The organism is Bacillus cereus group sp. BfR-BA-01380 (assembly GCF_022663535.1).
Lineage (GTDB): Bacteria > Bacillota > Bacilli > Bacillales > Bacillaceae_G > Bacillus_A > Bacillus_A cereus_BB.
The window spans coordinates 95863-121582 of record NZ_JAKUFS010000009.1 but is presented as its reverse complement, the minus strand read 5'-3'; the positions used below and the strand labels follow the sequence as shown (position 1 = coordinate 121582).

The following is a 25720-nucleotide window of genomic DNA, read 5'->3' as shown; positions in this document are numbered from 1 at the left end:
GGTTTTAGAAAGAGAAAAGAACAGTGAGCACAAGTATCACTGTTCTAATTTTTATAAAATTGACTTTGGCTTCATTGTTACAAAGACTCCATATACACTAATAATTTATCTACACTGACAATGGTTTTCTCATTTACAGAGGCATGACCCTTTCCGAGAACGAATCCCCGTCTATTGCGAATCACTTCATAATATAGGTCTAATCGATCACCAGGCTGAACGGATCCTAAAAATTCTACTCCTTCGAGTGATGAGAGAAATCCTAACCCATCAGTATTTTCCGTGCTGACAAATGCTCCGAGTTGCGCAATTGCTTCAACAATTAACATGTGTGGCATCGTCGTTTGTGATTCTGTTATAAACCATTCATTGCAACTTATATTTTTATACCCTTTTACCCACTTGCCGGATTCCACTTCAACGATACGATCAACCATTAAAAAAGGATATCGATGCGGCAGTATGCTTTGAATGTTAATTTTACTCATGCATTATCTCCTTGATTATATATTATTGTGTAGCTACTAGGCCTAGATAAGAGAGAGGAACAGTAAGTGTGTTCTCGTATACCTATTATAAAACGAAACCCCTTGCTTTTATATAAATCCATTTTCATTTTTCGACATCTTTGTCTAGCTCTGCCTCCTAAGCCCTCATGTCTAAGAACCTTCCACACGAGAAGATAAAAAAACACCTTCTGTGTGAAAGAACCTTAGCCAACGGGCCTAAACAGTCGGCTCCACTTTTCTTTATGATCCAGCTCCAGCGGCTAAAACAGTCGGTGGTTTCGCGTCTTCCGACGAGGCAAAAAGCGCCTCTATGTCAGAAGCTCCATCCCCCTCTTGTTCTGAGCGAGCCGCTTCCGCTTTTCTTTATAAGTCACTGCTATGCTGAATACAACATCGCTTTTTAAATCTTGCATGTGGCAGGAAAAGGCTCTGACCGCTTCTATGCACGGCCAGATGCTCTCGCTCACCTAAAAAGAAAGAGGGTTTTTATGTCGTTTTAAAATTTGTATTTAATTTTCGATTAAAGCACCCTCATTAGAAAAAATCCCACTATTTTTCATGTTGTTAACTACTTGTTTTAACTTTTCTTCATTTTGAACAAGAGCAATTCGAACAAATCCTTCTCCATGCGGACCAAATGCATGACCAGGTGTAACAACGACATTGGCACGATCAATTAATGCATATGCAAACTCTAAAGAAGTATAGCCTTTTGGGATTTCTGCCCATACAAACATGCTTCCAGCTGGTTTTTCAACATACCAACCTACTTCTGCCAGGCCATCAATCAGTGTATCTCTTCGTTTTTGATAGATCGACCGGTTTGCTGCGCAATATGCTCCCCCCTCTTTTAGAGCAACAGTTGCTGCTTTTTGAATGGGAAGAAAGACGCCATAGTCTGTATTTGATTTAAATTGCTTAAGTGCTCCGACAATTTCTTCGTTTCCGATTATATAGCCAATACGACTGCCAGCTAAGCTATAGCTTTTAGATAAAGAGTTGATTTCCACACCAACGTCTTTTGCTCCAGGAACCGAGAGAAAGCTAATAGGTTTTTGATCATCATAATAAAATTCAGAATAAGCGAAGTCATGAACGACAATAATATTATGTTCTTTTGCAAAAGCAATCACATCGGTAAAAAATGATTCCGTTGCCATTGCCGGTACGGGATTACCAGGGAAGTTTAAAATCATCATTTTTGCTTTTTGAGCAACTTCTTTTGGGATTCTATGTAAATTAGGAAGAAAATGATTTTCTTTTTTCAATGGCATAAAATACGGCGTTGCCCCTGCCATTGCAAGTCCTGTTGCGTATGCTGTATAACCGGGATCGGGAACAAGAATCATATCATCTGGATCAGCAAAAACCATTGGTAAATGAACAAGTCCGTCTTGTGATCCCATTAATAATAAGATTTCATTATCAGCATTTAGAGTAACATGGTGATTCATTTCATAATATTCTGTTACAGCCTCATGAAATTCTTGTGTACCTGTTAATGTATATCCATAATTCTTTTTTTCATTTGCGGCACTTACGAGTGTTTCTATTACAATATCAGCTGGTGGCATATCTGGATTTCCAATACTTAAATCAATAATTTCATGACCTTCTGCCATCTTCTTTTTTTTATATGCTGCTAGTTCACTAAAAATTGATGATTGAAATGCTTTCATTCGAGTTGCTAGCGTGTAATTCATGAATAACGCCTCCTAAAATACTGTTGTTTGTATTGGAATTTATCTGGGTATTCGTATTATTTTGTTTTTCTGAAAACACACACAAATTCATTTTACCATTTTTAATGGGAATATAAAAATAGCGATGATAATAAAATTTCCTTTACCGTATTTAAAAAAACAAAAACAATACGTATACAAAAAACTCAAACTGTAAGCACATTTGTTATCTGCTATTTTTATCCCGCATTAACGGGCAGTAATACTCCCACCTCAAAATTCGGCGAAAGCAAAGAAGTTAGGTGGGAGATAAACTGCCCGTAAATGCCCGATTGGTGAGGGCTAATAATCAGTGGGGGATGAAGAAAACTCCCACTGATTAAAGTTTCACTTTATAACTAATTTTAAAAAAGCAGGAAATAATAGAGAGTGTATATCGACAAAAGGAGAAATAAAAATGAAGCAAATTCCTATTGGTGTATCAAATCGTCATATCCATGTGACAAAAGAAGATTTAGAAAAGCTTTTTGGACATGGTTATGAATTAACGGTAGCAAAAGAGCTTTCTCAGCTAGGAGAATTCGCAGCAGAAGAAACAGTTACGATCAAAACAGAGAAAGCCGAAATTGTGAAAGTAAGAATTCTTGGACCTGTTCGCAAATTTACACAAGTAGAGATTTCGAAAACAGATGCTCGTAATCTTGGCATAAATGCTCCGCTTCGCTCATCAGGAAACATTGACGGGACACCTGGTATTACCCTAATTGGTCCAAATAGTGAAATTCAAATTGATAAAGGGGTAATTGTCGCTGAGCGGCACGTTCATATGACACCACAAGATGCCGCACAGTTTCAAGTGAGTGATGGACAATATGTGAGTGTTAAAGTTAAAGGTGATAGAGGATTGATTTTTAATCAAGTATTAATCCGAGTGAAGGATACATATGCTTTAGACATGCATATTGATACTGATGAAGCAAACAGTGGAAACATAAAAATAGGCGATTTTGGTGAACTAATTTTATAATAATGAAAGCCATCTCAAAAATGAGATGGCTCCTACATATTGGATGTTTGAGAAGTATTTTTGCTTACTTGTTTTTGCTGTAATATTGAAATGAAAATAATAAATAAGGAAATAACACCAAAGATAAGCACCATATATTGCAATCCTATTGTATCCAAGAAAAAACCAGTTCCAAGTAAGACAATTTGGAACATTACACGTTCAAACATATTACGGAATGAGAATATTCGTCCGTGGTAGCTTTTGTCAATTTTCGTTTGGAAAATGGTTGACATAACAGGAAAGAAGCAGCCGACACTAAAACCAAACATACCAAAAGAGACAAGTGTCATCCATTTTATATCGCTGAAAAAGAGAGATAAGTGAGAGAAAGCAATACAAAATGAAAAGATATACAGTAACTTATATGATGAAACACGTTCGGATAAACGTTTAATGACAAACGCACCAAGCATGAAAGATAAACCTTCAATTGTATAAATAAACCCTTTAATTGTTGTATCATGCTGCATTTCACTAATATTTATAACCATTAAATTAAAACCGCCAATAAATAATAGTGGAATAATACTTAAAATTAAAGCGCGAAACGCAATTGGGATTTCTTTTAAAATGCGAAATACTTCCATAAAACTTGTATTTTGACGTTTCTTTTCATTTGTAATATTTGTTTTTGTATCTTCAAAGTTCAATAAAAAAGTAGAAAAGAATAAAAATGCGTATGCAGCCATCGAAAAAGCATACATATATTTTAAACTCATGATGACGAGAAGAACACCGCCGAGCGAAGTACCAACAATACGAGCGATTGTTCCGATATTCATGTGAATTCCGTTCATTTGTAATAGTTCATGCTCCTGAACAATAAGTGGGATAACAGATTGCAAGGCAGGGAAATAAAAAGCAGCAGAAATTTGAATGGCGATCATAAATAAAATCATAAATGAAATACTTTCGTAGTGAATAGCGAAAAACATAAAAGTAACACTTACGACACGGCCAAATCCTGCATATAAAAGTACTTTCTTCTTGGAGTATTGGTCAATACATCTTCCAGCCATGGGACCAACAAGAACGCCAGCTAATAAACCAATAAACATAATAACGGATTTCATAAAATCAGATGGAACATGCTTTTGCATGAATTCTAAATTACCTAAAATCCCAAGCCATAAACCGACACCAGCAATACATTCACCTGTGAGAACAATCCATACATTTTTATTCTGCCACATAGCATAACCTCTCAGTCTATAATTGTAGTAAAAACCGTATATAAAACCTCCTTTTTCATGCTTTCGTATAACTTCATGTTCTGAGTCAGAGTATATATTAAAGGTTTAAAAAAGAATTTTCAATTTTTTTGATTAAGAGGTTATGAACCTAACGAAGACGGGTTCGTTCAAAAGGATATTATTAGGGAATATAGAATTTAAATAGGGGGGATATAGTTGGCGATTTCAAAAGATATTGAGAGTTACATTGTGCGTACTGGAAAAATAGAAGATGCCGAAGCACTTTTAGACATACAGAAAGCAGTTGTTTCTGAAGGCGAGTTTCTAATCTCGGTATCTGAAGAGTTTAATAAAACATCATCTCAACAAAAAGAATGGGTACAGAACATATTGGAGAGTGAAAATGAAACATTAATTGTAGCTGAAAAAGACGGCGAAGTTGTTGGTTGGATCGTATTTGAAATGACTAAAAATAGAAAACGATTGTCTCATACAGGTTCTTTTGGAATGTTAATTAGAAAAGGTCACAGAGAACTAGGAATTGGAAAAATGCTACTAAAAACCTTATTAGAATGGGCAGAGAAGAATCCTTTCATTGAGAAGGTAAGTTTAGGAGTTTTCTCAACAAATCATAGGGCAATATCATTGTACAAAAAGATGGGGTTCATTGAGGAAGGTCGTAAAATTAAAGAATTTAAATTTAATGATAATGAATATGTGGATGATATTCTTATGTATAAATTAGTTAAGTGAAATTGATTTTATTAGGCTTTATTCTTAATAGGTACGTTTCTACATTAAGTGGAAACGTATTTTTTTATTCAGCAAACGGGTATTTGAGTTAAAGAAGAACAGAAAACAAAGAAAGTAATCGGCTTTTAGAGAGCCGTTGACAAAGAGAGCTATCTCCAAATTCCTTAACATTAACAAACACATATGTTTGTTAATTTAGAATTTATCGTTAATTATTTATCAACTTTAATAAATACAGTATAAAATTTTATAAAATCCAATACATTCAGGTGCTAATAGTGATTTATTAACTCCATCCCCTTAAATTTATATACATATTTTTACATAATATACAAATATCTACCTTTACTTTAATTTCCATAAAAAATATAATCTTCTATGTAATTACATTTTTATGAAATTTTAGCGTAAAAATTGGAAGGGGGGTCAAAAAACAGGGCTAAACAGTGGGTTTTTATTAGTTTGTTAACTTTGTTAAGTTTTTTATCCCGCATTAACGGGCAGTAAGACCCCCACCTCAAGATTCAGAGAGAAACGAGAAAGATAGGTGGGGGATAACTGCCCGTAAAAGCCCGATTGGTTCAACTAACCATCAGTGGGAGATGAAAAAACTCTCCACTGATGGAAGTTTCACTTTATTCGCTTATAAGTAATTTAAGTATTTTTATATAAAGAAATTGAAAATAGATGTCTATAAGGAGATAAGCATATATGAAAGATATTTTAGAATTATTCCCAAGTGCTGATGGTAATCAACAAACACAAGAGCTATTTTTTGAATCCATAAAAAGAATAGTTAGCAATCTTGGTCATTTAAAAAATGAAAATCGAGCAACCTTAGGAAATATTGAGGAAAAATCAGTAGAATATTACAATGAATTAATTTATAGCAGTCATATACCCGAAACAGGTATTGGTATCCCTAATGTTATTGAAGAGTTAAACCAATTTATGAACGGGCACCCTTATTCGAATAAATATTATTTATCTAATGCTGTACCTCTGCCGAGCATCCCATCATTACTAGGTACATTGACCATGACACTATTAAATGGTAATGGTGTTTGGGATGTATATGGTCCTGCAGCAGCAGAAGCAGAAGTGAAAGTTGTGTCTATGCTTTCGAAATTGATTGGTTATGATCCAAATAATAGTGGTGGTTATACAACATGGGGGGGACAAGGCTGCGTATTTTCAAGTTTACGCTTAGCTATTTCAAAAAGCTTCCCACAAGCAAAAGAACAAGGTGTTCCTCAAAATGTGTATTGTTTTGCTTCTGAAAATGCACATTATAGCTTATTGAAATCGGCTGAGGCAACAGGAATTGGCACAAATCATCTAATTAAAGTGAAAGCTGATCCTTATACAAATTCTATAGACATAGAAGATTTAGAGAAAAAGATCATAGAAGTTATCGAAAAAGGAGGCATCCCTCTTTATATTTTAGCTACTATGGGTACAACAGATACATTTGCAATTGATAATATAAAGAAAGTTAAAGAGGTTGCTGAATTAATAGAAGATAAATACAAATTAAACTCTATTTATATTCACGCTGATTCTGCAATGGGCGGTTTTTATAGTTTTTTTAATAATTATGAGTTTGAACAGAATCCATTATTGTTTGAACCTTCCGTAAAAGATGCCCTGCAACAAATACAAGAACAAATGCAACACATGCATCTTGCTGATAGTGTATGCTTTGATTTTCATAAATTGGGTCAAACCCCTTATGCTACAAGTATTTGGATTGTTAAAAATCATAGTGATTTGCGCCTTATGGACGTAGAACAGGATGACACTCCTTATCTTGGTAATAGATCATATGGTAGTTATCATACGGGTTATACACTAGAATGTTCACGGTCTGGAAATGCTATTCCAATGTATGTGAATTTATTGGCATTTGGCATTGAAGGCTATCAAAAATTATTGGCAAATTATGTTCGAGTAAATCTTTTATTTAGAAAAAAATTAAGAGGGGCTTTACCTCAAGTAGCGGTAACGAATGATTACACATATGGTCCAATTACGACATTTCGCTTCTATATGCATGGCGATGGTGAAGAGAATTGGAACGAAGAAAGAACAGGAAAATCAACGCAAGAAAGTATAGAGGAAACAAACAAATTAAATATTGAAATATTTAATCACCTAGGGAAAAATCGAGATCAGATCTTTTTAGGCGATACAACCCGTTCTTGTTTAGTTAACGTTATAAATGGAAGTGAACGTATTCCAATTTCTACTCTTAAGTTTTTTTCTATCTCTCCATATACAACAGTTGAATGTTTGGATGAGATTGTAGCATTTATTAAAAAACATGTTCTTACTGTAACTAATGATATCTATGCTTGTATTTAATAAGTTCTATATACTATTGATTTAATGTTCAGGGTGTATATAAATACAAATTAAAAAATCGACATAAAAACCATCTTTCTTTTTAGGCGGACGAGAGCATCTGGCCATGCATAGAAGCGGTCAGGGCCTTTTCCTGCCACATGCAAGGTTTAAAACAAAGGGAGCAAGCGAGCCGCTGGAGCTGGATCATAAAGAAAAGCGGAGCTAGACAAAGATGTCGAAAAATGAAAATGGATTTATATAGTTCATTTTTCGTTAAGAAATATCACTAATATTTTTACAAACATACTTAGTTTACTATTTTATGAAAAGAGGAAGAATAGATGAACATAGAAATACTAGGAACTCAGCATATTAAAGATGCAGCTACGTTAATTGCACAATCGTTTGCAAATAGTGAACCCCTTGTGAGTGGTTTACAAATTCCTTTTGCTTCTTTTAATAAAATGTGTGAAGAAATGGTAAGTCAAGCTGTTTCTCAATCTATGTCATTTGTAGCAATGGAAAATTTTCAAATGATAGGCGTTATCTTGGTAAGAAAAGCGAATCAACCACTCATAGATAAAGAAAAAGCAACCGAGACATGTCCTCAAATAGACCCAATTTTTCAACTATTAGATGCGTTAGAAGTAAACTCAATAGAATTCTCCCAGCTACATAAAGAAAATTTAGTTTACCTAGATATGGGAGCTTGTCATCCAGATTGGATGGGGAACGGTGTAGTTACTACCCTTCTTTCACATGTAATGCAAGAGATAGCTCTAAAAAGAAATTTTGATATAGTTGCTGCTTGTACAAATAAAATTTCTCAACAAATACTCAAAAATCGATATAAACCTTTTCAAATTAACGAAATTGTATATAGTGACTTTCTTTATCAAGGTATGTATCCATTTTCAAATATAACATCTACTTTAACAGCTCAGTTGCTATATATACCTCAATCGGCTATTTGAAATATATAGAGACCAACACATACTGAAAGACTTAGGTGCAAATTCCACTATAATTGTATCTAAAGGAGCGGATATAAGTGAAGAATGAAGAGTTAATTGTGAATCAAACAGAAATGACATTGTTTGTTGCTAGAAAATTATCCACGCTAAAACGATAATTCATACTTGTGAGATTCATAGTAATCGATATACTTGATAGAGTGGAATATATATAGCAGGGAGCAATAACAATGATTCGTGTACGTATTGAAGGAACAGAAACTGAAGTTATGCAATTTTTAAAAGATATGCCTGAGGTACCTGGATATGAAAGAACATATTCACGTGAACCGCGAAAGGGAAATAATCCGAAGTATACAAATAGCAAGAGTGTTTTAGCGTATCTCACATATAAGCAAAAAGAACAAATAAAATAACCAAACCTATTTAGGATAACGGGTGCAGTTTAGAGGTGCAAACAAATAAAACATCAGCGGAAACACATTAGGATTCAAAAATGAATTCTAATGTGTTTTTTTGTTATAATATTTCTAAGAATCTAACAAATGTCACTTTTCTAACCGTTTGTATTGAAGTTATAAAGTGAAACTTCCATCAGTGGAGAGTTTTTTCATCTCCCACTGATGGTTAGTTGAACCAATCGGGCTTTTACGGACAGTTATCCCCCACCTATCTTCCTCGCTTCTCTCTGAATTTTGAGGTGGGGGTTTTACTGCCCGTTAATGCGGGATAAAAATAAAAACTTTGGGGGAATAATTTTTATGGTTAAACTCAATGAAATAGTGTCTAAACTGAACGTTGAACTTGATATAAAATCATTTGGGAAGGATACATCTTTTAGTCGGTTCATACCAATGGTTTATGAACCATTAAACTTTGAGTGGAAAGCAGCTTTTGAAAAAGACTTTGTGGAATTGTTTAATGGTCTGATGTTAAAAGGGGATACAAATGTAGAGAAAGTTTTTCTTGCTGTTTTCCCTACAGATAAAGTATTGGAAAGGTTTATAGAAGAAAGCAAGAGCGGAGATTTCCTTTTTATGCACCATCCCTTATTAATGGAGTGTGGAGACCCAAAAGGGGAATGGGGACAAGGCTTTGTGCCAATTAAAGAAAAATACATTAAACAAATTAAAGAGAAAAACCTATCCGTCTATACTTGCCACATACCATTGGACTGTCATAAACAATTAGGAACGAATATTGCTATGGCAAAAATGCTAAATGCCGAAATTCTTGTTGATGATACATTAAATGCTAAAAATGAATATGTCTTATACTGTAATATTGAAAAAACAAACACCGACAATCTCATTTCTACTTTGGAGAATATTTTTGAAATTCCTTATGTTGATTTTGAGGGTCAAAAATTAGAAGATATTCAAAGGATTGTGATTGTAGCTGGTTGCGGAGATGTAGTGGATTGGATGAAAGAAGCTGAAGAAAATGGTGTCCAAGCCTATATTACCGGTGAAATTCATTGTCATATTGATAATGATTATGGCAAACAAAAATACAAACAAATGATGCAGTACGCTTCAAATACTTCGATGTCTTTAATCGGCGTTTCCCATTCGGCATCAGAATATCTTGTTCATAAAACCTTGATGAAAGATTGGTTCGAGAAAAACTTTAGTATTGAGACAGTTTTAATCCCACAAGAAAAATGGTGGTTATAGAGGTATATGATATTTAAAAGAGCTTGGGAATCCAAGCTCTTTTTTTGAATAAATTAAATATATATATAATCTAAAATGTTTTTTCCAATTAAAATAAGAGTGACCACAATAAACAGTATTCTTACATACGAAACACCTTTATTAATGGCAAAGTTTGATCCTACAAAAGCTCCTAAAATCATAGCAATCCCCATTGGAATTCCATATGAAAAATTCACAATGTCTAAGTATAAAAACATGATGAGAGCGGCAATGTTACTACCAAAATTAAGAACCTTTGCATTGCCGGCTGACTGAATAAAATCAAAGCCTATCATTAAAAAGGAAAATAGCAAAAACGAACCAGTTCCAGCTCCAAAGAATCCATCATAAAATCCAATGATAAATACTGCTACCGCAAAGATTGTACCTCTTTTTCGGCTCATTCCTTCATATTTAGAATCTTTTCCCCAATCTTTTTTCAAAATTGTATAGATAGCAACTGTAATTAGTAATACTAGCACTAACGGTTTCAATACTTGTGAGGAAATGTGTTTTACCACATATGCACCAAAAAACGAACCAAGTACAGTCAAAGGGAACAATTTAGATACAAGTCGAAAATTTACTTTCCCTGATTTAATAAACGATATCGTACTTGTTAAAGCTCCCATTGAACTTGCTAATTTATTTGTAGCAATTGCTGTTGAAGGTGGCAATCCTGTAAATAGTAAGGCCGGGATAGAAATCAAACCGCCTCCTCCAACTACTGAATCGATGAATGCAGCTAAAAAACCGGATAATACTAAAAAAGCTAGTGTGTATAAGTTTATATCTTCCATAATAACTACTCCTATAAAATATTTTGTTTTTAGAGAAAGGTCCTAATCATTAGTCACTATTCAAGTAGTGACTAAATATATGTTAGCAAAATTATAAGTATTTGTGAATAAAAAATTTGAAAATAAAGAGTAATAAGGAAAATTGATAAATTAAATGATCTAAACCCATTATGATTTTTCAATATATCAGACGTTGCTAGGGGAAAAAAGTGCTCTGTATCGTTTTCTCCCTTGTCCGTGGCAGGAAAAGGCCCTGACCGCTGCTATGCATGACCAGATGCTCTCGCCCATCTAAAAAGAAAAGGGGTTTTATTTCGGTTTTTAACTTGTGTTTATATAGATGTTAGCAATTGATAACAAAATAGAAATCATTTACTAAAATGTTTTTTAACGATACTATTAGTTTTAGTAGTTAAATGTTTATTGCTATTTCTTATATTAGGAAGGTTATTATGGAAAAAATTTTACAAAAAATTCAGTCGCTAGGTTTTAATCAATATGAAGCGAAAGCGTATGTAGCCCTCGTATATTTAGGGACATCAAGCGCTTATCAAGTAAGTAAACAATCTGGTGTTCCTCGCGCTCGGATTTATGAAGTATTAGAAGGATTAGAAAAAATGGGTGTAGTGATGAAAGAAGAAGTAAATGAGGCTGCACAATACTCTTCTTTACCTGTTGATGTATTTCTAGAATCGATTAAACAAAAATGGGAAGATACATATACATCTGTACAACAAGAATTAAAAGTATTTGAGAGTCAAAGGCCAAAAGCTGATCCGCGTGTTACAACGATAAAGGGAGAAGAAACAATACTTTCATTTTGTCGTATTCTCCTTCGCCGAGCTCAAAGCAGAATTATAATATCTATGTGGGGGACTATGTATGAAAAGCTTGAAGATGACTTACAGGAGATGCAAAAAACTTGTAGTCTAAAGGGAATTGTCTTTCAAGTTGAGAATCCATTACCAAATTTAGTGATTCATCGTAAGACCGATTACGTAGATAACATTGGCGAGAAAAAGTGGTTTATTATTTCTATTGACGGAAAAGAAATGATTTATGGCCATCCTGTAGAACAAAATGGAAATACCTTTTATACTGACGATTCTGTACATGTGTCTCTATTAGAAAATTACATATGGCATGATGTACTAGTGAATCGATTCATGCAAGAAAGTAAAGAGAATTTACAACCTTGGATTTCTACAGAAAGAGAGAAGTTTTTTAATAAATGATCTTCATACTCCTTTATAAAATGTAAAAGTCTATAGAAATGTATACAGAGATCGCTTAACGTTTATTGTAAGCGGTCTTTTTCTAGTATACATTTTGTAAGTGAATAACATTAAAATACCTCATCTTTTTTTCTTCCACATAATTTCTTGTAATTTCCTTTCATTTTATGTTCGAAATTTTAAAAAAGTCTCTGAAATTGATAAGCTTCGCACTTCAAACAAAAATTTTTATGGTTATTGCGAGAGAAAAAATTTTTTCACACGTTATATAGAGTGTAAAAGCTTTTACAAAAATGTAAGGAGAGTTGTTACATGAAGTCTAATGATACAAATTTTATACGGCGATTACAGCGACAAAAAGAAGACGCGCTCGAATTCATAGTGGATATGTATTTACCGCTAATAAAAGGAATTACTTATAAAATCCTTGCTCCACTTGAAAACAAAGGAGTCATAGAAGAATGTATAAATGATGTATTTTTGTCCATATGGAATAATTCGAAAAAGTTTCATGGAGATCAAACCGATTTTAAGAAATGGATTTGCGCGATTGCGAAATTTAAAGCGATTGATTATTACCGAAAGGCTGCAAACAATATAGAATTTCCTCAAAATTTTATGGATGCGAATGTAGAAAAATCGCCAGAAGATGAACTAATTTTAATAGAAGACCGAAATGAACTTATAAAGTTAATGAATCAGTTAGAGCCTATTGATAGAGAGATTTTTATTATGAAGTTTCTTCTAGGTTTAAAAACGGAAGATATAGCACAAAAATTTGGTTTAACTAGAGCAGCTGTAGATAATCGGATTTATCGGGGGAAAAAGAAGCTCCATAAAAATGCTACAAATCTTAACTTGGGAGGTAGTGTAGTATGAAAAATATTTATGAGTTATTAAATGATGTAGATATAGATGAAACGGAATTTAAAGAAATGGAAGTAAGTGAGCTGGAAAAGGAAAAGGTGAAACGTGCTTTAAAACAATCTATACATAATAAGAAAAAAGCAAAAAGTTGGAAAATGAAAATTGTTGCAGCTACAGTTATTGTTGGCTTATTAGCTACCACTTTTGGATTAGCATTTCCCACTTATGCGGGGAGTTTACCTATTATGGGTGATATTTTTCGCTTTTTAGATAATGGGAGAACAGGTCTTTATGATCGTTATAAAGAGTTTTCTACTGAAATGAATATGACAAAAGAAAGTAATGGTATTAAAGTTACTATTAATGATGCGATTTTTGATGGGAAAACAACAACACTAACGTATTCTATAGAAAGTGAACAAGACTTAGGAGATAAGCCTGATGTATTCGATAATTTAGATTTAATGGATGCAAATGGAATGACAGGAAGTTCCCAAATTTCAAAAGTTGCTGAAAAGAAGTATGTAGGCTTAGTAACGGCTACTCATCAAGATCCAAAGAAAAAAGATTCTATAAAGGTAAGTTGGAATGTAGAAGGTATAAAAATTCCGAATCAGAAGAAAGAAATTACAGGAGATTGGAATTTTGCGTTTACTTTAAAAGCAATAGATAATAATGAAAAATCGATTAGCGGTAGTACAGAAAAAGATGGTGTGAAAGTAAATATGGAAAAATTAACAATAACACCAATGTCATTCATTGTCTACTATAACCAAGAGGTCTCTAAGGAAGTTAGAAAGACATGGGATGATGTGGATGTAGAGTTAGAAGTTAAAGACGACTTAGGAAATCAATATTCGGGAAAAGGGAATGGGGGAAGAGGTAAAGATTTGTATAATATTAGCTGGAGTAAAACTTTCCAAAAGCTTGATAAAAATGCAACAAAATTAATTATAACGCCCCATGTTAATTCGCGAATTCATACTCCTAATAATCACGGCGGAGTAGAGATGACAGGAGGGAAAGAAAAGAAAATTTCAGTGCCAGAAAAAGCTGGTGGAGAGAAGAAATTTGTTTTAGAAGATATTGTTATTTATTTAAAGAAATAACAATATAATATGAACATTTTAGCGTATTTTTCCATAAAAATGTAGCATAACTAAAGATAAGTAATTACACACTTGATGTGTTACTATTTTAAGGAGGAAACAGCACATGGCATTTTTATGGTCATTAATTATTGGCGGTATTTTAGGATGGTTTGCTAGCTTAATTATCGGAAGAGATGTTCCTGGTGGTGTTATTGGTAATATTATTGCGGGGATTATCGGATCTTGGATTGGTACAAAACTTCTTGGCACATTCGGCCCTGTGATTGGCGGCTTTTCAATTGTCCCAGCCTTAATTGGTTCCATTATTCTTATTTTTATCGTTAGCTTTTTGCTTCGGATGATGAAAAAGTAAATTAGGAGGACTGCTTGCTTGCGTAAGCAGTCCTTTTTCGTTAATTTTGTTTTATATTCATAAATCTGTTATGCTAAGGACATAACATTTGGAGGTGTCAACATGAAAAATTTCACAGTTAATTTCCATCAAGAAGATCATGCAAAAGCAACGACTGTTTATAAATTAAATGAAGATGACTTTAATAAAGCAACAGAAGGCGGTACACGTCATCTGTTTGATTTAGATACAAATGTCGGTTTTTTTGTCTTCTTTGATGCAGAAGATGCTGAAGGTAATGAGCAATATTTAATGCTTCAATATGAAGGAGATCACGAAGAACCAAGCGCGTGCTACGGTTTTGATTTAAAACTATTTTATCAATTCGTGGCCCTTTACTTAAATGATCTTGAATTCCAAGGTGAAACGGATGAAGAAGAGGAGGAATATGGTCCAATTCATCATTTAGCTCATTTACTTTATCACATCGTAGAAGATGGTAAAGAGATCGAAGCTTAATTACATAAGAAAGGCTGCTCCTTATGCGGACAGCCTTTTTGTTTTGTCTTGTTTAAGAATATAAGTTATAAAGAAATATTGGCACGTACCGCCAATGATAAGAAAAACGGCGCAAATATTAAATAAGAAGCTCCCGCTAAAGTGTTGTAATAATAGCGCTCCGGCCGCTGGGCCAAGCATTCGTGAAATATCCCAGTGTGTACCGTAAATTGAGAAGTAAATCCCTCGCATATGTTCCGGTGCTAATTCTGAAACGAAACGTAACAGATGATTTAAAGCGATACTTTCTCCAATTGTTAAAATGAGTAGTGTAAAAAATAGTAACCATAGTGTATTAGAGTAGCCGTAACCAATCGCAGCAATCGTATAGAATAACAATAATTTTTGCATAGAAAATTTCTCTGCCCATTTTACGACTCCTACTTGCAAAACAATTTCCATAATACCTTTACAAGTAGCCATAAATGTAAAAACAAACATAAAGTTCGTGAATAATTCCTTTTCGGCATATAGTCGATAGTTTGTTTCTATTTGTGCGTAGAAAAAGCTAATAGGGAGCATAAAAATCATAAGTCCAAACACGCTATAATGTTGTGACAGAAAATGTTTCCATTTTATAGAAGTGTTTTTTTGTTCGTTATGTTCAAGGATTGGAGCTGTTTCCGGAAGTTGTGTCCATACAATTAACGAATAGCAAAATAAAGCAACGGCCTCTAGGATAAAAAGAATGGTTGGATTGTCTTTATAAAAGAGATATCCAAGAGATGGGCCAACGATTGCTCCAACAGCTCCAACTGTTTGAATGAGAGCAAATACTTCGGCTTGCTTTTCTTTCTCTGTTACATCAGCAATTTGCGCTCGTTGTGCAGGAATATAAAGAGAACGACCTAGACCATTCATAATATAGAATAGAGCGAATAGTATAACGGATTCGGCGAAAATAAAACCAGTCATAGCGCATGCTTGTAAGAGTAGTCCAGTTAGAATAATTATTTTTCGCCCATATCGATCTGTAATGCTACCGCCAAAAGAAATCGAACCTCGTCTTGCTTTTTATTGGGAATACAATCATACACATAAAATATGGACATTTTATCTTCGGAAAGGTGTTCATTTTCATAATCAAAAAACGTTTACTGCCCACGATGTCTAGTATACTTTCAATCGTTTTTTAAGAACAAAAGACAATCCTTATCGCTGGATGTTACAAGATATGAAAAGAATACATATCGTAAATGAATATACAATCGAAATTCACTTACAAAGAGAAAATGAATTATTTTTACATATTTTAGGTGAAGAACACTGTTCTATCATTTCGGAATCACATGTAACAGGGAATAATCAATTCTTATTAAATGGAACAGGTCCATTCAAACTTGTTAAAAATGATGATGCACTCCTTATTTTAGAAGTAAATCCTTCATATTTTCGTGAGCGCCCATTTCTAGATCGTATTGAGCTTTGGTATTCACAAAATATAAGCAGTTATAGTGGTTATGAAGTTTTATCGGCTTCTTTGCAGCATGATAGAAAGAACGTTCAAAAAGAGATGTCTCAATTAGAAGCGAACGTAACATATATAACACTCAATATAAAAAAGCAAGGTCTCATGCAACATATGGCTTTTCGACAAGCATTAAAACAAATTATCAACGGCATGCAGATATTAAACGATTTAAAAGGTGAACGCGGAGAAGGAGCAACGAATCTGTTATTAGGAAAAACTAATGAAATAAGTGAAGAAAGTTCAATCAAAGAGTTATTAGGAAATAGTGGATATAACGGGGAAACATTATATTTATATACTTTCCAAGAGCAAGATCATGTTGAGGATTCACATTGGATTCAAAGGGAATGTGCTAAGTATGGAATTAAGATAGAATTATCTTTTTTAGATGCACATGAACTTCTTACGCTTCGAACAATACAAGAAGCTGATTTGATTCATGACAGTGCTACAATAAGTGAGAATGCTGAATTAAGTTATCTATATTTACTACTAACGACAAATAGTTTTCTTCATCAACATAGTTCTTTCAATTTAAATGAGAAGTTGAAACGTGTATGTAAGGAACAAAATCGGAGTGTACGTATGCAATTGTTAGGGGAAACAGAACAGGAGCTGTTAGAGAATATTCATATCATTCCTTTGTATCGAAATTATATGACGATACATACGCATGAGACAATACAAAATGTAGCAATTAACTCCCAGGGCTGGACTGATTTTTATCATATATGGTTTAAGCATACACATAACGTAACAAAGTAGTAAAACAAAGCGTTCATAACCCATCATTTCTTTGATCGTCACACGATGAAATGATGGGTTTATTCTTTATATAGAGCAAATAAAGATCTACTAAGCATAGTGATGATTGTAGTCTATTTTTCATAATAATGAGGAAATGTACCTTTACAGCGTAACAATGTTATGTTACATTGAATAAAAAGAAGGGAGAGCAAAATTTTGAGTCAGGACTTAATTTCGAAAAAAGATTTGTTAGATCTTACTGGAATCTCCTATGGTCAGCTATATAGGTGGAAAAGAAAAAACTTAATACCAGAAGATTGGTTTGTGCGAAAATCAACGTTTACAGGGCAGGAGACGTTTTTTCCTAAAGAAAAGATTTTAGATAGAATCGAAAAAATTCAGACGATGAAAGAAAATTTGTCTCTTGACGATTTGGCGGATATGTTCTCACCAAATGTGAATGAGATTTGTTTAACAAAGGAAGAAATTATACAGCGTCGAATTGCTTCAGAGTCAGTGGTGGAATTTTTTATAGAACAAAATCAAGAAATGATTGAATTTCATTTTTCAAAAATCCTGTTTATTTATATTTTAGAAAAGATACTTCAGTCTGGAGAGATTAGCCTTGAAGAAGGAAAAATGGTTTTACATGTTTTAAATGAGCACTATGAAACGATGAAGAACAAGCATGGTGAGCTTATTTTTATTCGAAAGTTAGGTATTTCAACATGTTTCTTACTTTCGAGTGTAGAGGATTTATATTTTGATCAGGGTACTAAAATTGTTACACGTTTACCTTTAATGGTTTGTACAGAAGAATTAAAAACAAAGTTGTTATGATGGAGGGAAAGTAGTGAAAACAGATGACTTATTAATTAATGGGCATGGAATGTCGAACGGAGGGCAGTTTCGCAATGTACAATTAAACGGAAGAGGGACAGTAAATGGGGATTTAGAATGTGTGGATTTCGAATGTAACGGCTCTGGTCATGTAAATGGAGATATAAAAGCTGAGACAGTAAAAATAAGTGGTTCCGGAAAGATAAATGGAAAAATAGATGCCATGCAAATGAGCATTGAAGGCAGCGGCAGTATACAACAGGATGCGGTTGTAAAGAAAATAAAAATTTCCGGTAAAGGAACAGTAGGAGGAAATGTATCTGGTGAGGACATGAATATTCGCGGTAAAGCAATTATTGATGGGAATTGTGAAGTAGATACATTCAATTCAGAAGGACAATTTATCGTGGGTGGCTTATTGAGTGCAGATGATATTTTTATTGATATGCACGGAGAATGTAAAGCAAAAGAAATAGGCGGTCAAACGATTAACATAAAATATAAGAAATCCGCTTTAAGCTGGCTCTTCGAAACAATGTTTACTCCTCGAATGGAAACAGAGTTAATAGAAGGGGACAATATTATAGTTGAGTATACAAACACGAACACAATTCGAGGTAACAATGTTACGGTTGGCCCAAATTGTGAAATTAATCTTATTGAATATAAAGGGGTTTGTACAATCGATAAAAACGCTAACGTAAAAGAAAGTCGGAAAATTTAAATTTTTAATAGAAAGGGAAAGATAGCATGAAAGAACAGTATAACCTTAGTTTAAATGGTTCTGGTAATTCATCAGGCGGTATCTACAAAAATGTCACAATCCGCGGAGAAGGAACAATTTTGGATGATATTGATTGCGATGTGTTTAAGACGTATGGAGCGAGTGAAGTACAAGGAAATGTAAAAGCACACATGGTAACTGTGTTTGGAGAAACGAAAATTCGTGGAGATTTGCATTCGGAAAATGTGAAAGTTAACGGTAATCTTGAAGTTAGTGGTCCGGCAGAAGTGAAACGTACAAAAGTACGAGGGATGTTTGACATTGGTGAAAATTTTACTGGTGAAGAGGTCGATGTAACAGGTGGAATAAACGTGAAAGGAAACTTAGAAGCAGAGAATTTCATATTAAATGGGGGTTTTACAATTACAGGTATGCTGAATGCTGGAGATATTAATATCATTCTAAGATATGAACACAGCAATGTAAAAGAAATAGGAGGCGAGAAAATTACAGTTCGAAAAAAATCGTCTTTCTTTCCTTTCTTGAAACACGGAGGATATCTTCATGCTAATATAATTGAAGGAGATGAAATTTTTCTTGAATATACAAAAGCTGATGTTGTTCGAGGTAACAATGTAACGATTGGTCCAGAGTGTGAAATCGGAGTAGTGGAATATCATGAAACTTATAAAAATGCAGATCAATCAATTGTGAAAGAATATAAACAAATATAGAGGAACACGGAAAACCATGATTTAAGAGCCGTTTTTTCGCGTCTTACCTCAATAAAGAAATTGATGAAAAACACTCCCTTCATTTGAAGAGAGTGCTTTTATCCCGCATTAACGGGCAGTAATACTCCCACCTCAAAATTCAGCGAAAGCATTGTCCAGCTCTAGCGGCTAGAATCTCCGGTCGTTTCGCCCCTCGGACGAGGCCAAAAGCGCCTCTCTGTCGGGTGCGTGGGCGTCCTGCGATTCTGAGCGAACCGTTTCCACTTTTCTTAAGAGGTTAGGTGGGAGATAAACTGCCCGTAAAAGCCCGATTGGTGAGGGCTGATAATCAGTGGGGGATGAAGAAAACCCCCCACTGATTAAAGTTTCACTTTATTATTAATGATTTAGAAACCACAAACTGAAATTATTCTTCAATAATTTCGTATTCTTCATCTGCTAATAATAAAATTTGTAACTTCTTACCTTTATTATGTACTTCAATTACGTCATACGTTCCTAAATTTTTCACCTTATTTGCTGAAGCATTTACCATTCCTTCAACAGAGTCGATTAAAATATCTTCTTCAATGTAGGTTTCAGGTAAAGACATATCTTCAGTTTCTAATACACATGCATATAAATTTTGTAAATCAGTAGTTGACGGGTTTAATTCCTCAACATCAATTATATTTTTTACTGCATCTACATGCTCTTCTTTCGGTTGATATACTTTAATTTTAGCCATATTCTATTCTCCTTTATTTCTTAATCTAAGAGGCTATATATTATTATAACGTTTTTTATGAAAAACATGAAACTGAAAAAGTGATATTATTTTATAAGTTTTTATCGATTTTCTATTTATGCTTTAGAAAAAAGTCATTGTTGCTTCTTTGTGCGAATACAATATAGTAGAAATATTATATGTAAAAATTTTCCCTTCCTAAATTTTTGTATTACATATATAATTTAGAAGAGACGAATCGGACTATTTATTTATAAAAGAATTGAGGTTTAACAAACAATGACAATAAAAATTATTACAGATAGTGCGACGGATTTACCGAAGGAGCTGCTCCATACTTATGATATAGAGGTTATTCCTATTCGTGTATATGATGAACAAGAAAATGAATTTTTTGACGGGGTAACACTAGATCCGATTGACTTGCTTCGAAATATGAAAGAGGGAAAAGTATATAGAACATCATTACCTTCTTTAGAAAAAATCCAAGAAGTATTTACTACATACGCAAAACAAGATGTCACTTGTATTTATTTAGCTTTTTCTTCTGAGCTCTCTGGCACATATCAATCCTCTGTTCTTGTAAAAGAGGAAGTAAAAGAAACATACCCTAATTTTTCTTTAGATATTATTGATACAAGATGCGTATCAATTGGTCAAGGATTAGTCGTAGTAGAAGCTGCCAAAATGGCACAAGGCGGAGCGACAAAAGAGGAAATATTAAACCGGATTGCTTTTATGACTAAACATATGGAACACATATTTACTGTCGCAGATTTACAATATTTAGTTCGTGGTGGACGATTAAGTAAAGTAGCAGGGTTTATAGGTGGTTTATTAAATATTAAGCCTATTTTAAATGTAGAAGATGGAAAACTGATTCCGCTTGAAAAAATACGCGGCCGGAAGAAAGTATTTCAACGTATAGTAGATATTATGGAAACAAGGGGTAAAAACCTTGAAAATCAAACAATTGGAATTTCACACGGCGATGATTTAGAAAGTGTAAACATATTAACAGAAATGATTACCGAAAAATTTGGATGCAAAGTATTTGTAGTAAATTCGATTGGTGCGGCTGTAGGGGCCCATGCCGGTCCGGGAACATTAGCTATCTTTTTCTTAAATGAAATATAGAAGAAAAAAGTCTCTTAAAATAAGAGGCTTTTTTTTGTTAATAAAGCTAACCATTAAAGAATTGAGATTTTTTAAGACAAAACAATAATTTTATTATATAATTTTTACATATTAAATATTGATATTTGAGCGTTTAAAAATTTATTTTAAGGGTGTTAATCATGAAAAACATTGATTTTATTCTTGAAAGTGATGAGGTATTAAAGCCGTCTGAACGACTTATTTTATTACTATTAGAAAAACATAGAATACTATATACAAATGATTTACTTGTATTATCGAATTTATCGTATAAAACATTAGTAGATTCTTTAACAACACTCGTTATGAAATCATATGTCAGTAAAGAGAGTGGAAAAGGTCGCAAGCAAAATAAATATAGTTTAATATAATGTAATTATCGTAAACTAAAAGAGGGAGAGCCGATTTGATAGCTCTTCCTCCCTTTGTTTTAAAACCTCGCATGTGGAAGGAAAAGGAACTGACCGTTTCTATGCAGGGCCAGATGCTCTCGTCTTCACCTAAAAAGAAAGGGGTTTTTATGTCATTTTTTAACTTGTTTATCCCGCTATTCGTGGGCAGTAAGACCCCCACCTCAAGATTCAGAGAGAAGCAAAGAAGATAGGTGGGGGATGAAGAAAACCCCCGCCGACGGAAGTTTCACTTTATATAGAATTAAAACTCATCCTCGTGAATTAAATTTCCAGCGTCATGATCTTTCATTAATCGCTGCTTCAAATAATTCTCCTTCGTTGTTCGATCGTCTTTATGACCAACAGCTGCTGCAATGATATGCGGTGGTAATTGTTTATAGTCATATAAATATTGAACATAAAAATGCCGAAAGAAGTGCGGGGTTATTTTTTCATTCTTTGTAAACGATAAACCTGTTTCTTTTATAATTTTGGTAATATATTGTGACAGGTAATTTTCTTTATATGCTGTGTAATGTTTTGTTTGAAAAATTGTACCGCCATGCTTGATTCCTAACTCAATTGGCAAGCGGCGACGTATTCGAAAAGCAATGATTCGCTCAAACACAGCTTTATTAATGGGTACGATTCGTTCAGAATCTCCCTTTGTATTTACATAAAGATAATAACGATCGCGTAATGCATCATATTCTAAATCTTCCCATCTTGCATGCGCAACTTCAGCAACACGTAATCCAGTTGTTGCTAATATGGAAAGCAAGGCATAATTGATAGGATTATTTTTATAATAGGAAAGCAATTGTTTTACTTCTTCATAAGATAACTCTCTTCTAGGTTTATGTTTTTTCGTTATCGTTGTACTTAGTATCTCAATGTACAATGGTTCTTTAATATATTCAATTTCATATAACCACTTTAAAAAAGAACGTGTAATGCGTAACTTTCTACTTATTGTTGCTGGCTTATAAGTTTCATTTGATTGATAGGAAATAGCTTCTTCAGCAAGCCACTTTTGATAATTACGAATATGTCGTTTTCGTAAATTCCTCCAAACTTTACCTTCTATGAAATGTTCCACATCCATTTGTAAAAATTCAATATGCTCCTTAATAAAAAAATAAAATTGTGATAAATCTCTAGAATAGAGAAGACGTGAAGTATCTTTCACTCGTTTTTCTTTATCAAAATGCGTTTGTCGATTTAAATAATAGTACAAAATTTCTTCATCAGAAAAACCTTCATATGAGTATGTATGTTCACGTTCATTTTGTTCTTTTCGATTTTCAGCTTCCTTTAAAAAATCTTCGTTCCATACCGCAATGGCATTTGCAAATTTTTCTCTATTATTTGTATTATGTAATAACGAATGTTGATTATGAATTGGTATCAAATTAAATTTCATGATGTATCAAATCCTTATTTATTTCTTTTATAGTATGAATGAAAGAAAATAAATTATATCTAATATTTATTTTAAAGTGCATGTATATAAAATACAATATTTATTCTTAACTATAGAAAATCACACATTTTCTATAGTTTAAAATTCATTTGTAAATCTTATATTTTATTAGTCGAATTAAAATCATATAAAATTTAATTTAAAAATAAAAAGAAATTACGTATGTTTGTAATATAATTATAGTTTCGTATTTATATGTGATATAATAAATTTATACTGTATAACATTTATCTTTTAAGTTCTATTTTCATATAAATTATATTTAGTTTTGATTAGAAAGGATTTATTTTTATGTACGATCATACATACGAACAATATATGGATACAAATGAGGTGAAAGAATATTTACATATTTCAAATTTCACATTTAAGAAATTAATGAAGGAACATAAATTAACGCCAATTAATAAAGATACGTGGCGGCTAGACGGAAGTTTTTTGTTTCGAAAAAATGAGGTTACTGCATTACAATCTCAGTTACATATAGAAGGAATTACGTTAAACCAAGCAAGTAAACAGTTTCATATTAGTATGTATCAATTATGGAAATGGATTGAAGAAGGGGAGTTATCCTATACAATTCAAATGCATAGAAATAAAGAAACAAAATTTGTAAAAGAAGAAGATGTCAAGAATCTGGCTGAAAAATTAGATGATACCAATAGTCTTTATACATATTCTCGAAAATATAATGTTGTTTTATTTCAAAAATTTATACAAGGGAATACAATTGCACGCATAACCTCTATTCCAAAAAGGGGAGATATTATCGTAACAGATGAATTTGGAAATGAGATGACATTACACCAGGCAAAAGAAGGGGGCTTTTTTGCGGCATATCAATTATCAGACATGCCGAGAAGCCACCACCAAAAATTCGTGAAGTTTCGCTTTTTGAAAACACACAATTTACGAAGCGATATTTTTCAACGAATGGATTTCTTATTGCAATATGTATCACCACGAAACATTCGAATTTCAGAAGAACACAATTTTTGGATCGTTGAAATTCGCCAATCACTCATTCAAGTTCCTATGCAAATTCAACAAGAGTGGATCGATTCTCTTATGCCATATATAATAGAAGGGAAATTAGCAAAACGCCCAAATAATAGTATTTACTTGGATAGCAATAGTGTTACGAAAAGTATTGTACTATCTTCATCAGAGTATCAATCTATCTCAAATATTGTAAATGAAGAAAAAATTTCAATAGAGGAGTTTATTACTTCAGCAATTCGAGAAAAATTAGATCGTTATATAATGAAACGTTAAAAGACTTATCATGTTGTAGATAAGTCTTTTTATATACAAAAATATCCAGAATATCTTAAAAACGACCTTTCAGATTCTTTTTTAAGAAGAGATAACATATAAAGTAATACGATAAGGTTAAATCCCTATAAAAATCCGTAAAGATGCTTATAGAGGCTTTAAATTAATTCATTATATTTAAAACCACAATTAGTTTACATAATAATTTTATGTATTAGAAGGCTATATAAAATAGCAAAGAAATAGATAACATTTTCTTATACATCTTGATAATGATAATATTATGTGATTATTTTGCAAACTCGTTTATCATGGATGCTATAAATGGGGGGATAGAAATGAATATTCAAATTGTATTATTTAATGGATTTGACGAATTGGATGCGATAGGACCCTATGAAGTATTAAAACGTGCAAATGAATTTGGAGCAAATTTCGACGTGGAAATGGTTTCATTACATTTGAATTCAGTGACTGGATTTTATGGTTTAACAGTTAAAGTCAATGATTTTCTTAGCGAAGACAATTGTCCAGATATTTTAATTGTACCAGGAGGCGGATGGAACCATAAAGGTGAGAAAGGAGCACGAATAGAAGCAGATAAAGGTGTGTTACCTGAATATATTGCTAAGTTTTATAAGCAAGGTGCCATTATCGCTGGCGTTTGTACTGGTGGAATGCTAATGGCTGTTTCAGGTATTACAGCAGGACACAAAACTACAACGCATTATCTTGCACAAAAAGAAATGGAATCATACGGTTGTGAAGTGCTAAGTGCTAGAATTGTTGATGATCATGACATTATTACTGCAAGAGGAGTAACATCCGGCATCGATTTAGCTCTATGGATTATTGAACGTTTTGTAAGTTCTGAAGTAGCGGATTCTGTTGAAAAAAGACTGGAATATGAAAAAAGAGGTACGGTATGGAGAAGAACTAAATAAATTTTATAGAAAATCAGTACTTTATAATAAGTGCTGATTTTTTATTTATCCCGCTATTCATTGGCTACAAAAAAGTGAAAAAGATATCTTTACTAATGA

Annotated in this window: 24 protein-coding genes and 2 pseudogenes; 19 read left to right on the top strand and 7 right to left on the bottom strand. The window is 33.1% G+C overall.

Annotated features, from left to right (window positions below; translation table 11 throughout):
• Nucleotides 1–77: 77 nt before the first annotated feature.
• Complete coding sequence (locus MR076_RS11080; protein WP_242220542.1) at nucleotides 78–488, bottom strand: 3-hydroxyacyl-ACP dehydratase FabZ family protein; 411 nt, start codon at nucleotides 486–488, stop codon at nucleotides 78–80.
• 530 nt (nucleotides 489–1018) lie between these two features.
• Nucleotides 1019–2212, bottom strand: a complete 1194-nt coding sequence (locus MR076_RS11075; RefSeq protein WP_242220540.1) for an LL-diaminopimelate aminotransferase — start codon at nucleotides 2210–2212, stop codon at nucleotides 1019–1021.
• A gap of 436 nt (nucleotides 2213–2648) precedes the next feature.
• On the opposite strand from MR076_RS11075, the gene pduL reads away from it, so the two are divergent.
• On the top strand, nucleotides 2649–3218 hold the full coding sequence (gene pduL, locus MR076_RS11070; RefSeq protein ID WP_242220537.1) for a phosphate propanoyltransferase: 570 nt from the start codon (nucleotides 2649–2651) through the stop codon (nucleotides 3216–3218).
• 32 nt (nucleotides 3219–3250) lie between these two features.
• On the opposite strand, the gene MR076_RS11065 is transcribed toward pduL, so the two are convergent.
• A complete protein-coding gene (locus MR076_RS11065; protein WP_242220535.1) occupies nucleotides 3251–4453 on the bottom strand; it encodes an MFS transporter in 1203 nt (400 codons plus the stop codon).
• A 216-nt stretch (nucleotides 4454–4669) separates the two neighbouring features.
• Between MR076_RS11065 and MR076_RS11060 the strand changes: the two genes are divergently transcribed.
• From MR076_RS11060 to MR076_RS11040, 5 genes are all read left to right on the top strand, one after another.
• Nucleotides 4670–5206 (top strand): GNAT family N-acetyltransferase, encoded by a 537-nt coding sequence (locus tag MR076_RS11060; RefSeq protein ID WP_242220533.1) that lies wholly within the window; start codon nucleotides 4670–4672, stop codon nucleotides 5204–5206.
• A 711-nt stretch (nucleotides 5207–5917) separates the two neighbouring features.
• Nucleotides 5918–7570, top strand: coding sequence for a pyridoxal phosphate-dependent decarboxylase family protein (locus MR076_RS11055; RefSeq protein ID WP_242220531.1), 1653 nt, complete (start codon nucleotides 5918–5920; stop codon nucleotides 7568–7570).
• Nucleotides 7571–7893: 323 nt separating this feature from the next.
• Nucleotides 7894–8526: a hypothetical protein gene (locus MR076_RS11050; RefSeq protein ID WP_242220528.1), complete on the top strand. Its 633-nt coding sequence runs from the start codon at nucleotides 7894–7896 to the stop codon at nucleotides 8524–8526.
• 230 nt (nucleotides 8527–8756) lie between these two features.
• Nucleotides 8757–8942 (top strand): DUF3970 family protein, encoded by a 186-nt coding sequence (locus tag MR076_RS11045; protein ID WP_242220525.1) that lies wholly within the window; start codon nucleotides 8757–8759, stop codon nucleotides 8940–8942.
• Between the two features lie 345 nt (nucleotides 8943–9287).
• On the top strand, nucleotides 9288–10202 hold the full coding sequence (locus MR076_RS11040; RefSeq protein ID WP_242220524.1) for a Nif3-like dinuclear metal center hexameric protein: 915 nt from the start codon (nucleotides 9288–9290) through the stop codon (nucleotides 10200–10202).
• A gap of 53 nt (nucleotides 10203–10255) precedes the next feature.
• On the opposite strand, the gene MR076_RS11035 is transcribed toward MR076_RS11040, so the two are convergent.
• The gene (locus MR076_RS11035) at nucleotides 10256–11023 is read right to left on the bottom strand and encodes a sulfite exporter TauE/SafE family protein (protein WP_242220522.1); all 768 of its coding nucleotides are present in this window, start codon (nucleotides 11021–11023) and stop codon (nucleotides 10256–10258) included.
• Nucleotides 11024–11475: 452 nt separating this feature from the next.
• Here MR076_RS11035 and MR076_RS11030 point away from each other — a divergent pair, with 452 nt between their 5' ends.
• The 5 genes from MR076_RS11030 to MR076_RS11010 all read left to right on the top strand — a co-directional run bounded on the left by MR076_RS11030 (nucleotide 11476) and on the right by MR076_RS11010 (nucleotide 15087).
• Nucleotides 11476–12258 (top strand): TrmB family transcriptional regulator, encoded by a 783-nt coding sequence (locus MR076_RS11030; protein ID WP_242220520.1) that lies wholly within the window; start codon nucleotides 11476–11478, stop codon nucleotides 12256–12258.
• A 312-nt stretch (nucleotides 12259–12570) separates the two neighbouring features.
• The gene (locus tag MR076_RS11025; protein ID WP_242220518.1) at nucleotides 12571–13137 is read left to right on the top strand and encodes a sigma-70 family RNA polymerase sigma factor; all 567 of its coding nucleotides are present in this window, start codon (nucleotides 12571–12573) and stop codon (nucleotides 13135–13137) included.
• A complete protein-coding gene (locus MR076_RS11020; protein ID WP_242220516.1) occupies nucleotides 13134–14234 on the top strand; it encodes a DUF4179 domain-containing protein in 1101 nt (366 codons plus the stop codon). Before MR076_RS11025 ends, MR076_RS11020 begins: the two co-directional genes overlap by 4 nt.
• 106 nt (nucleotides 14235–14340) lie before the next feature.
• Entirely contained in the window at nucleotides 14341–14589 is a 249-nt protein-coding gene (locus MR076_RS11015) for a GlsB/YeaQ/YmgE family stress response membrane protein (RefSeq protein ID WP_242220515.1), read from the top strand.
• 102 nt (nucleotides 14590–14691) lie between these two features.
• Nucleotides 14692–15087 (top strand): cytosolic protein, encoded by a 396-nt coding sequence (locus MR076_RS11010; RefSeq protein WP_242220513.1) that lies wholly within the window; start codon nucleotides 14692–14694, stop codon nucleotides 15085–15087.
• A gap of 21 nt (nucleotides 15088–15108) precedes the next feature.
• Here MR076_RS11010 and MR076_RS11005 read toward each other — a convergent pair.
• Nucleotides 15109–16110: pseudogene (locus tag MR076_RS11005) on the bottom strand (MDR family MFS transporter); the annotation flags it as partial.
• Here MR076_RS11005 and MR076_RS11000 point away from each other — a divergent pair.
• The 4 genes and pseudogenes from MR076_RS11000 to MR076_RS10985 all read left to right on the top strand — a co-directional run bounded on the left by MR076_RS11000 (nucleotide 16103) and on the right by MR076_RS10985 (nucleotide 19642).
• Nucleotides 16103–17362: pseudogene (locus tag MR076_RS11000) on the top strand (ABC transporter substrate-binding protein). The pseudogenes MR076_RS11005 and MR076_RS11000 overlap by 8 nt on opposite strands.
• Before the next feature lie 198 nt (nucleotides 17363–17560).
• Nucleotides 17561–18184: a YhbD family protein gene (locus tag MR076_RS10995; protein WP_242220512.1), complete on the top strand. Its 624-nt coding sequence runs from the start codon at nucleotides 17561–17563 to the stop codon at nucleotides 18182–18184.
• Nucleotides 18185–18197: 13 nt separating this feature from the next.
• Complete coding sequence (locus tag MR076_RS10990; RefSeq protein WP_242220511.1) at nucleotides 18198–18908, top strand: polymer-forming cytoskeletal protein; 711 nt, start codon at nucleotides 18198–18200, stop codon at nucleotides 18906–18908.
• Between the two features lie 26 nt (nucleotides 18909–18934).
• Entirely contained in the window at nucleotides 18935–19642 is a 708-nt protein-coding gene (locus MR076_RS10985) for a cytoplasmic protein (protein ID WP_242220510.1), read from the top strand.
• A gap of 406 nt (nucleotides 19643–20048) precedes the next feature.
• Here the strand turns inward: MR076_RS10985 and MR076_RS10980 are convergent, their stop codons facing one another.
• Entirely contained in the window at nucleotides 20049–20369 is a 321-nt protein-coding gene (locus tag MR076_RS10980) for a hypothetical protein (protein ID WP_242220509.1), read from the bottom strand.
• A 279-nt stretch (nucleotides 20370–20648) separates the two neighbouring features.
• On the opposite strand from MR076_RS10980, the gene MR076_RS10975 reads away from it, so the two are divergent.
• Together MR076_RS10975 and MR076_RS10970 are read left to right on the top strand one after the other, a co-directional pair.
• Nucleotides 20649–21506 carry a DegV family protein gene (locus MR076_RS10975; RefSeq protein ID WP_242220508.1) on the top strand — a complete coding sequence of 286 codons (858 nt, stop codon included), beginning with the start codon at nucleotides 20649–20651 and terminating at the stop codon, nucleotides 21504–21506.
• Nucleotides 21507–21667: 161 nt separating this feature from the next.
• On the top strand, nucleotides 21668–21898 hold the full coding sequence (locus MR076_RS10970) for a hypothetical protein (RefSeq protein WP_242220507.1): 231 nt from the start codon (nucleotides 21668–21670) through the stop codon (nucleotides 21896–21898).
• Nucleotides 21899–22181: 283 nt separating this feature from the next.
• Here the strand turns inward: MR076_RS10970 and MR076_RS10965 are convergent, their stop codons facing one another.
• A complete protein-coding gene (locus tag MR076_RS10965; protein ID WP_242220506.1) occupies nucleotides 22182–23342 on the bottom strand; it encodes a tyrosine-type recombinase/integrase in 1161 nt (386 codons plus the stop codon).
• A gap of 351 nt (nucleotides 23343–23693) precedes the next feature.
• Between MR076_RS10965 and MR076_RS10960 the strand changes: the two genes are divergently transcribed.
• Both MR076_RS10960 and MR076_RS10955 read left to right on the top strand, forming a co-directional pair.
• Nucleotides 23694–24677: a DNA-binding protein gene (locus tag MR076_RS10960; protein WP_242220505.1), complete on the top strand. Its 984-nt coding sequence runs from the start codon at nucleotides 23694–23696 to the stop codon at nucleotides 24675–24677.
• A gap of 338 nt (nucleotides 24678–25015) precedes the next feature.
• Nucleotides 25016–25621, top strand: a complete 606-nt coding sequence (locus tag MR076_RS10955) for a DJ-1/PfpI family protein (protein ID WP_242220504.1) — start codon at nucleotides 25016–25018, stop codon at nucleotides 25619–25621.
• Nucleotides 25622–25720 lie beyond the last annotated feature (99 nt).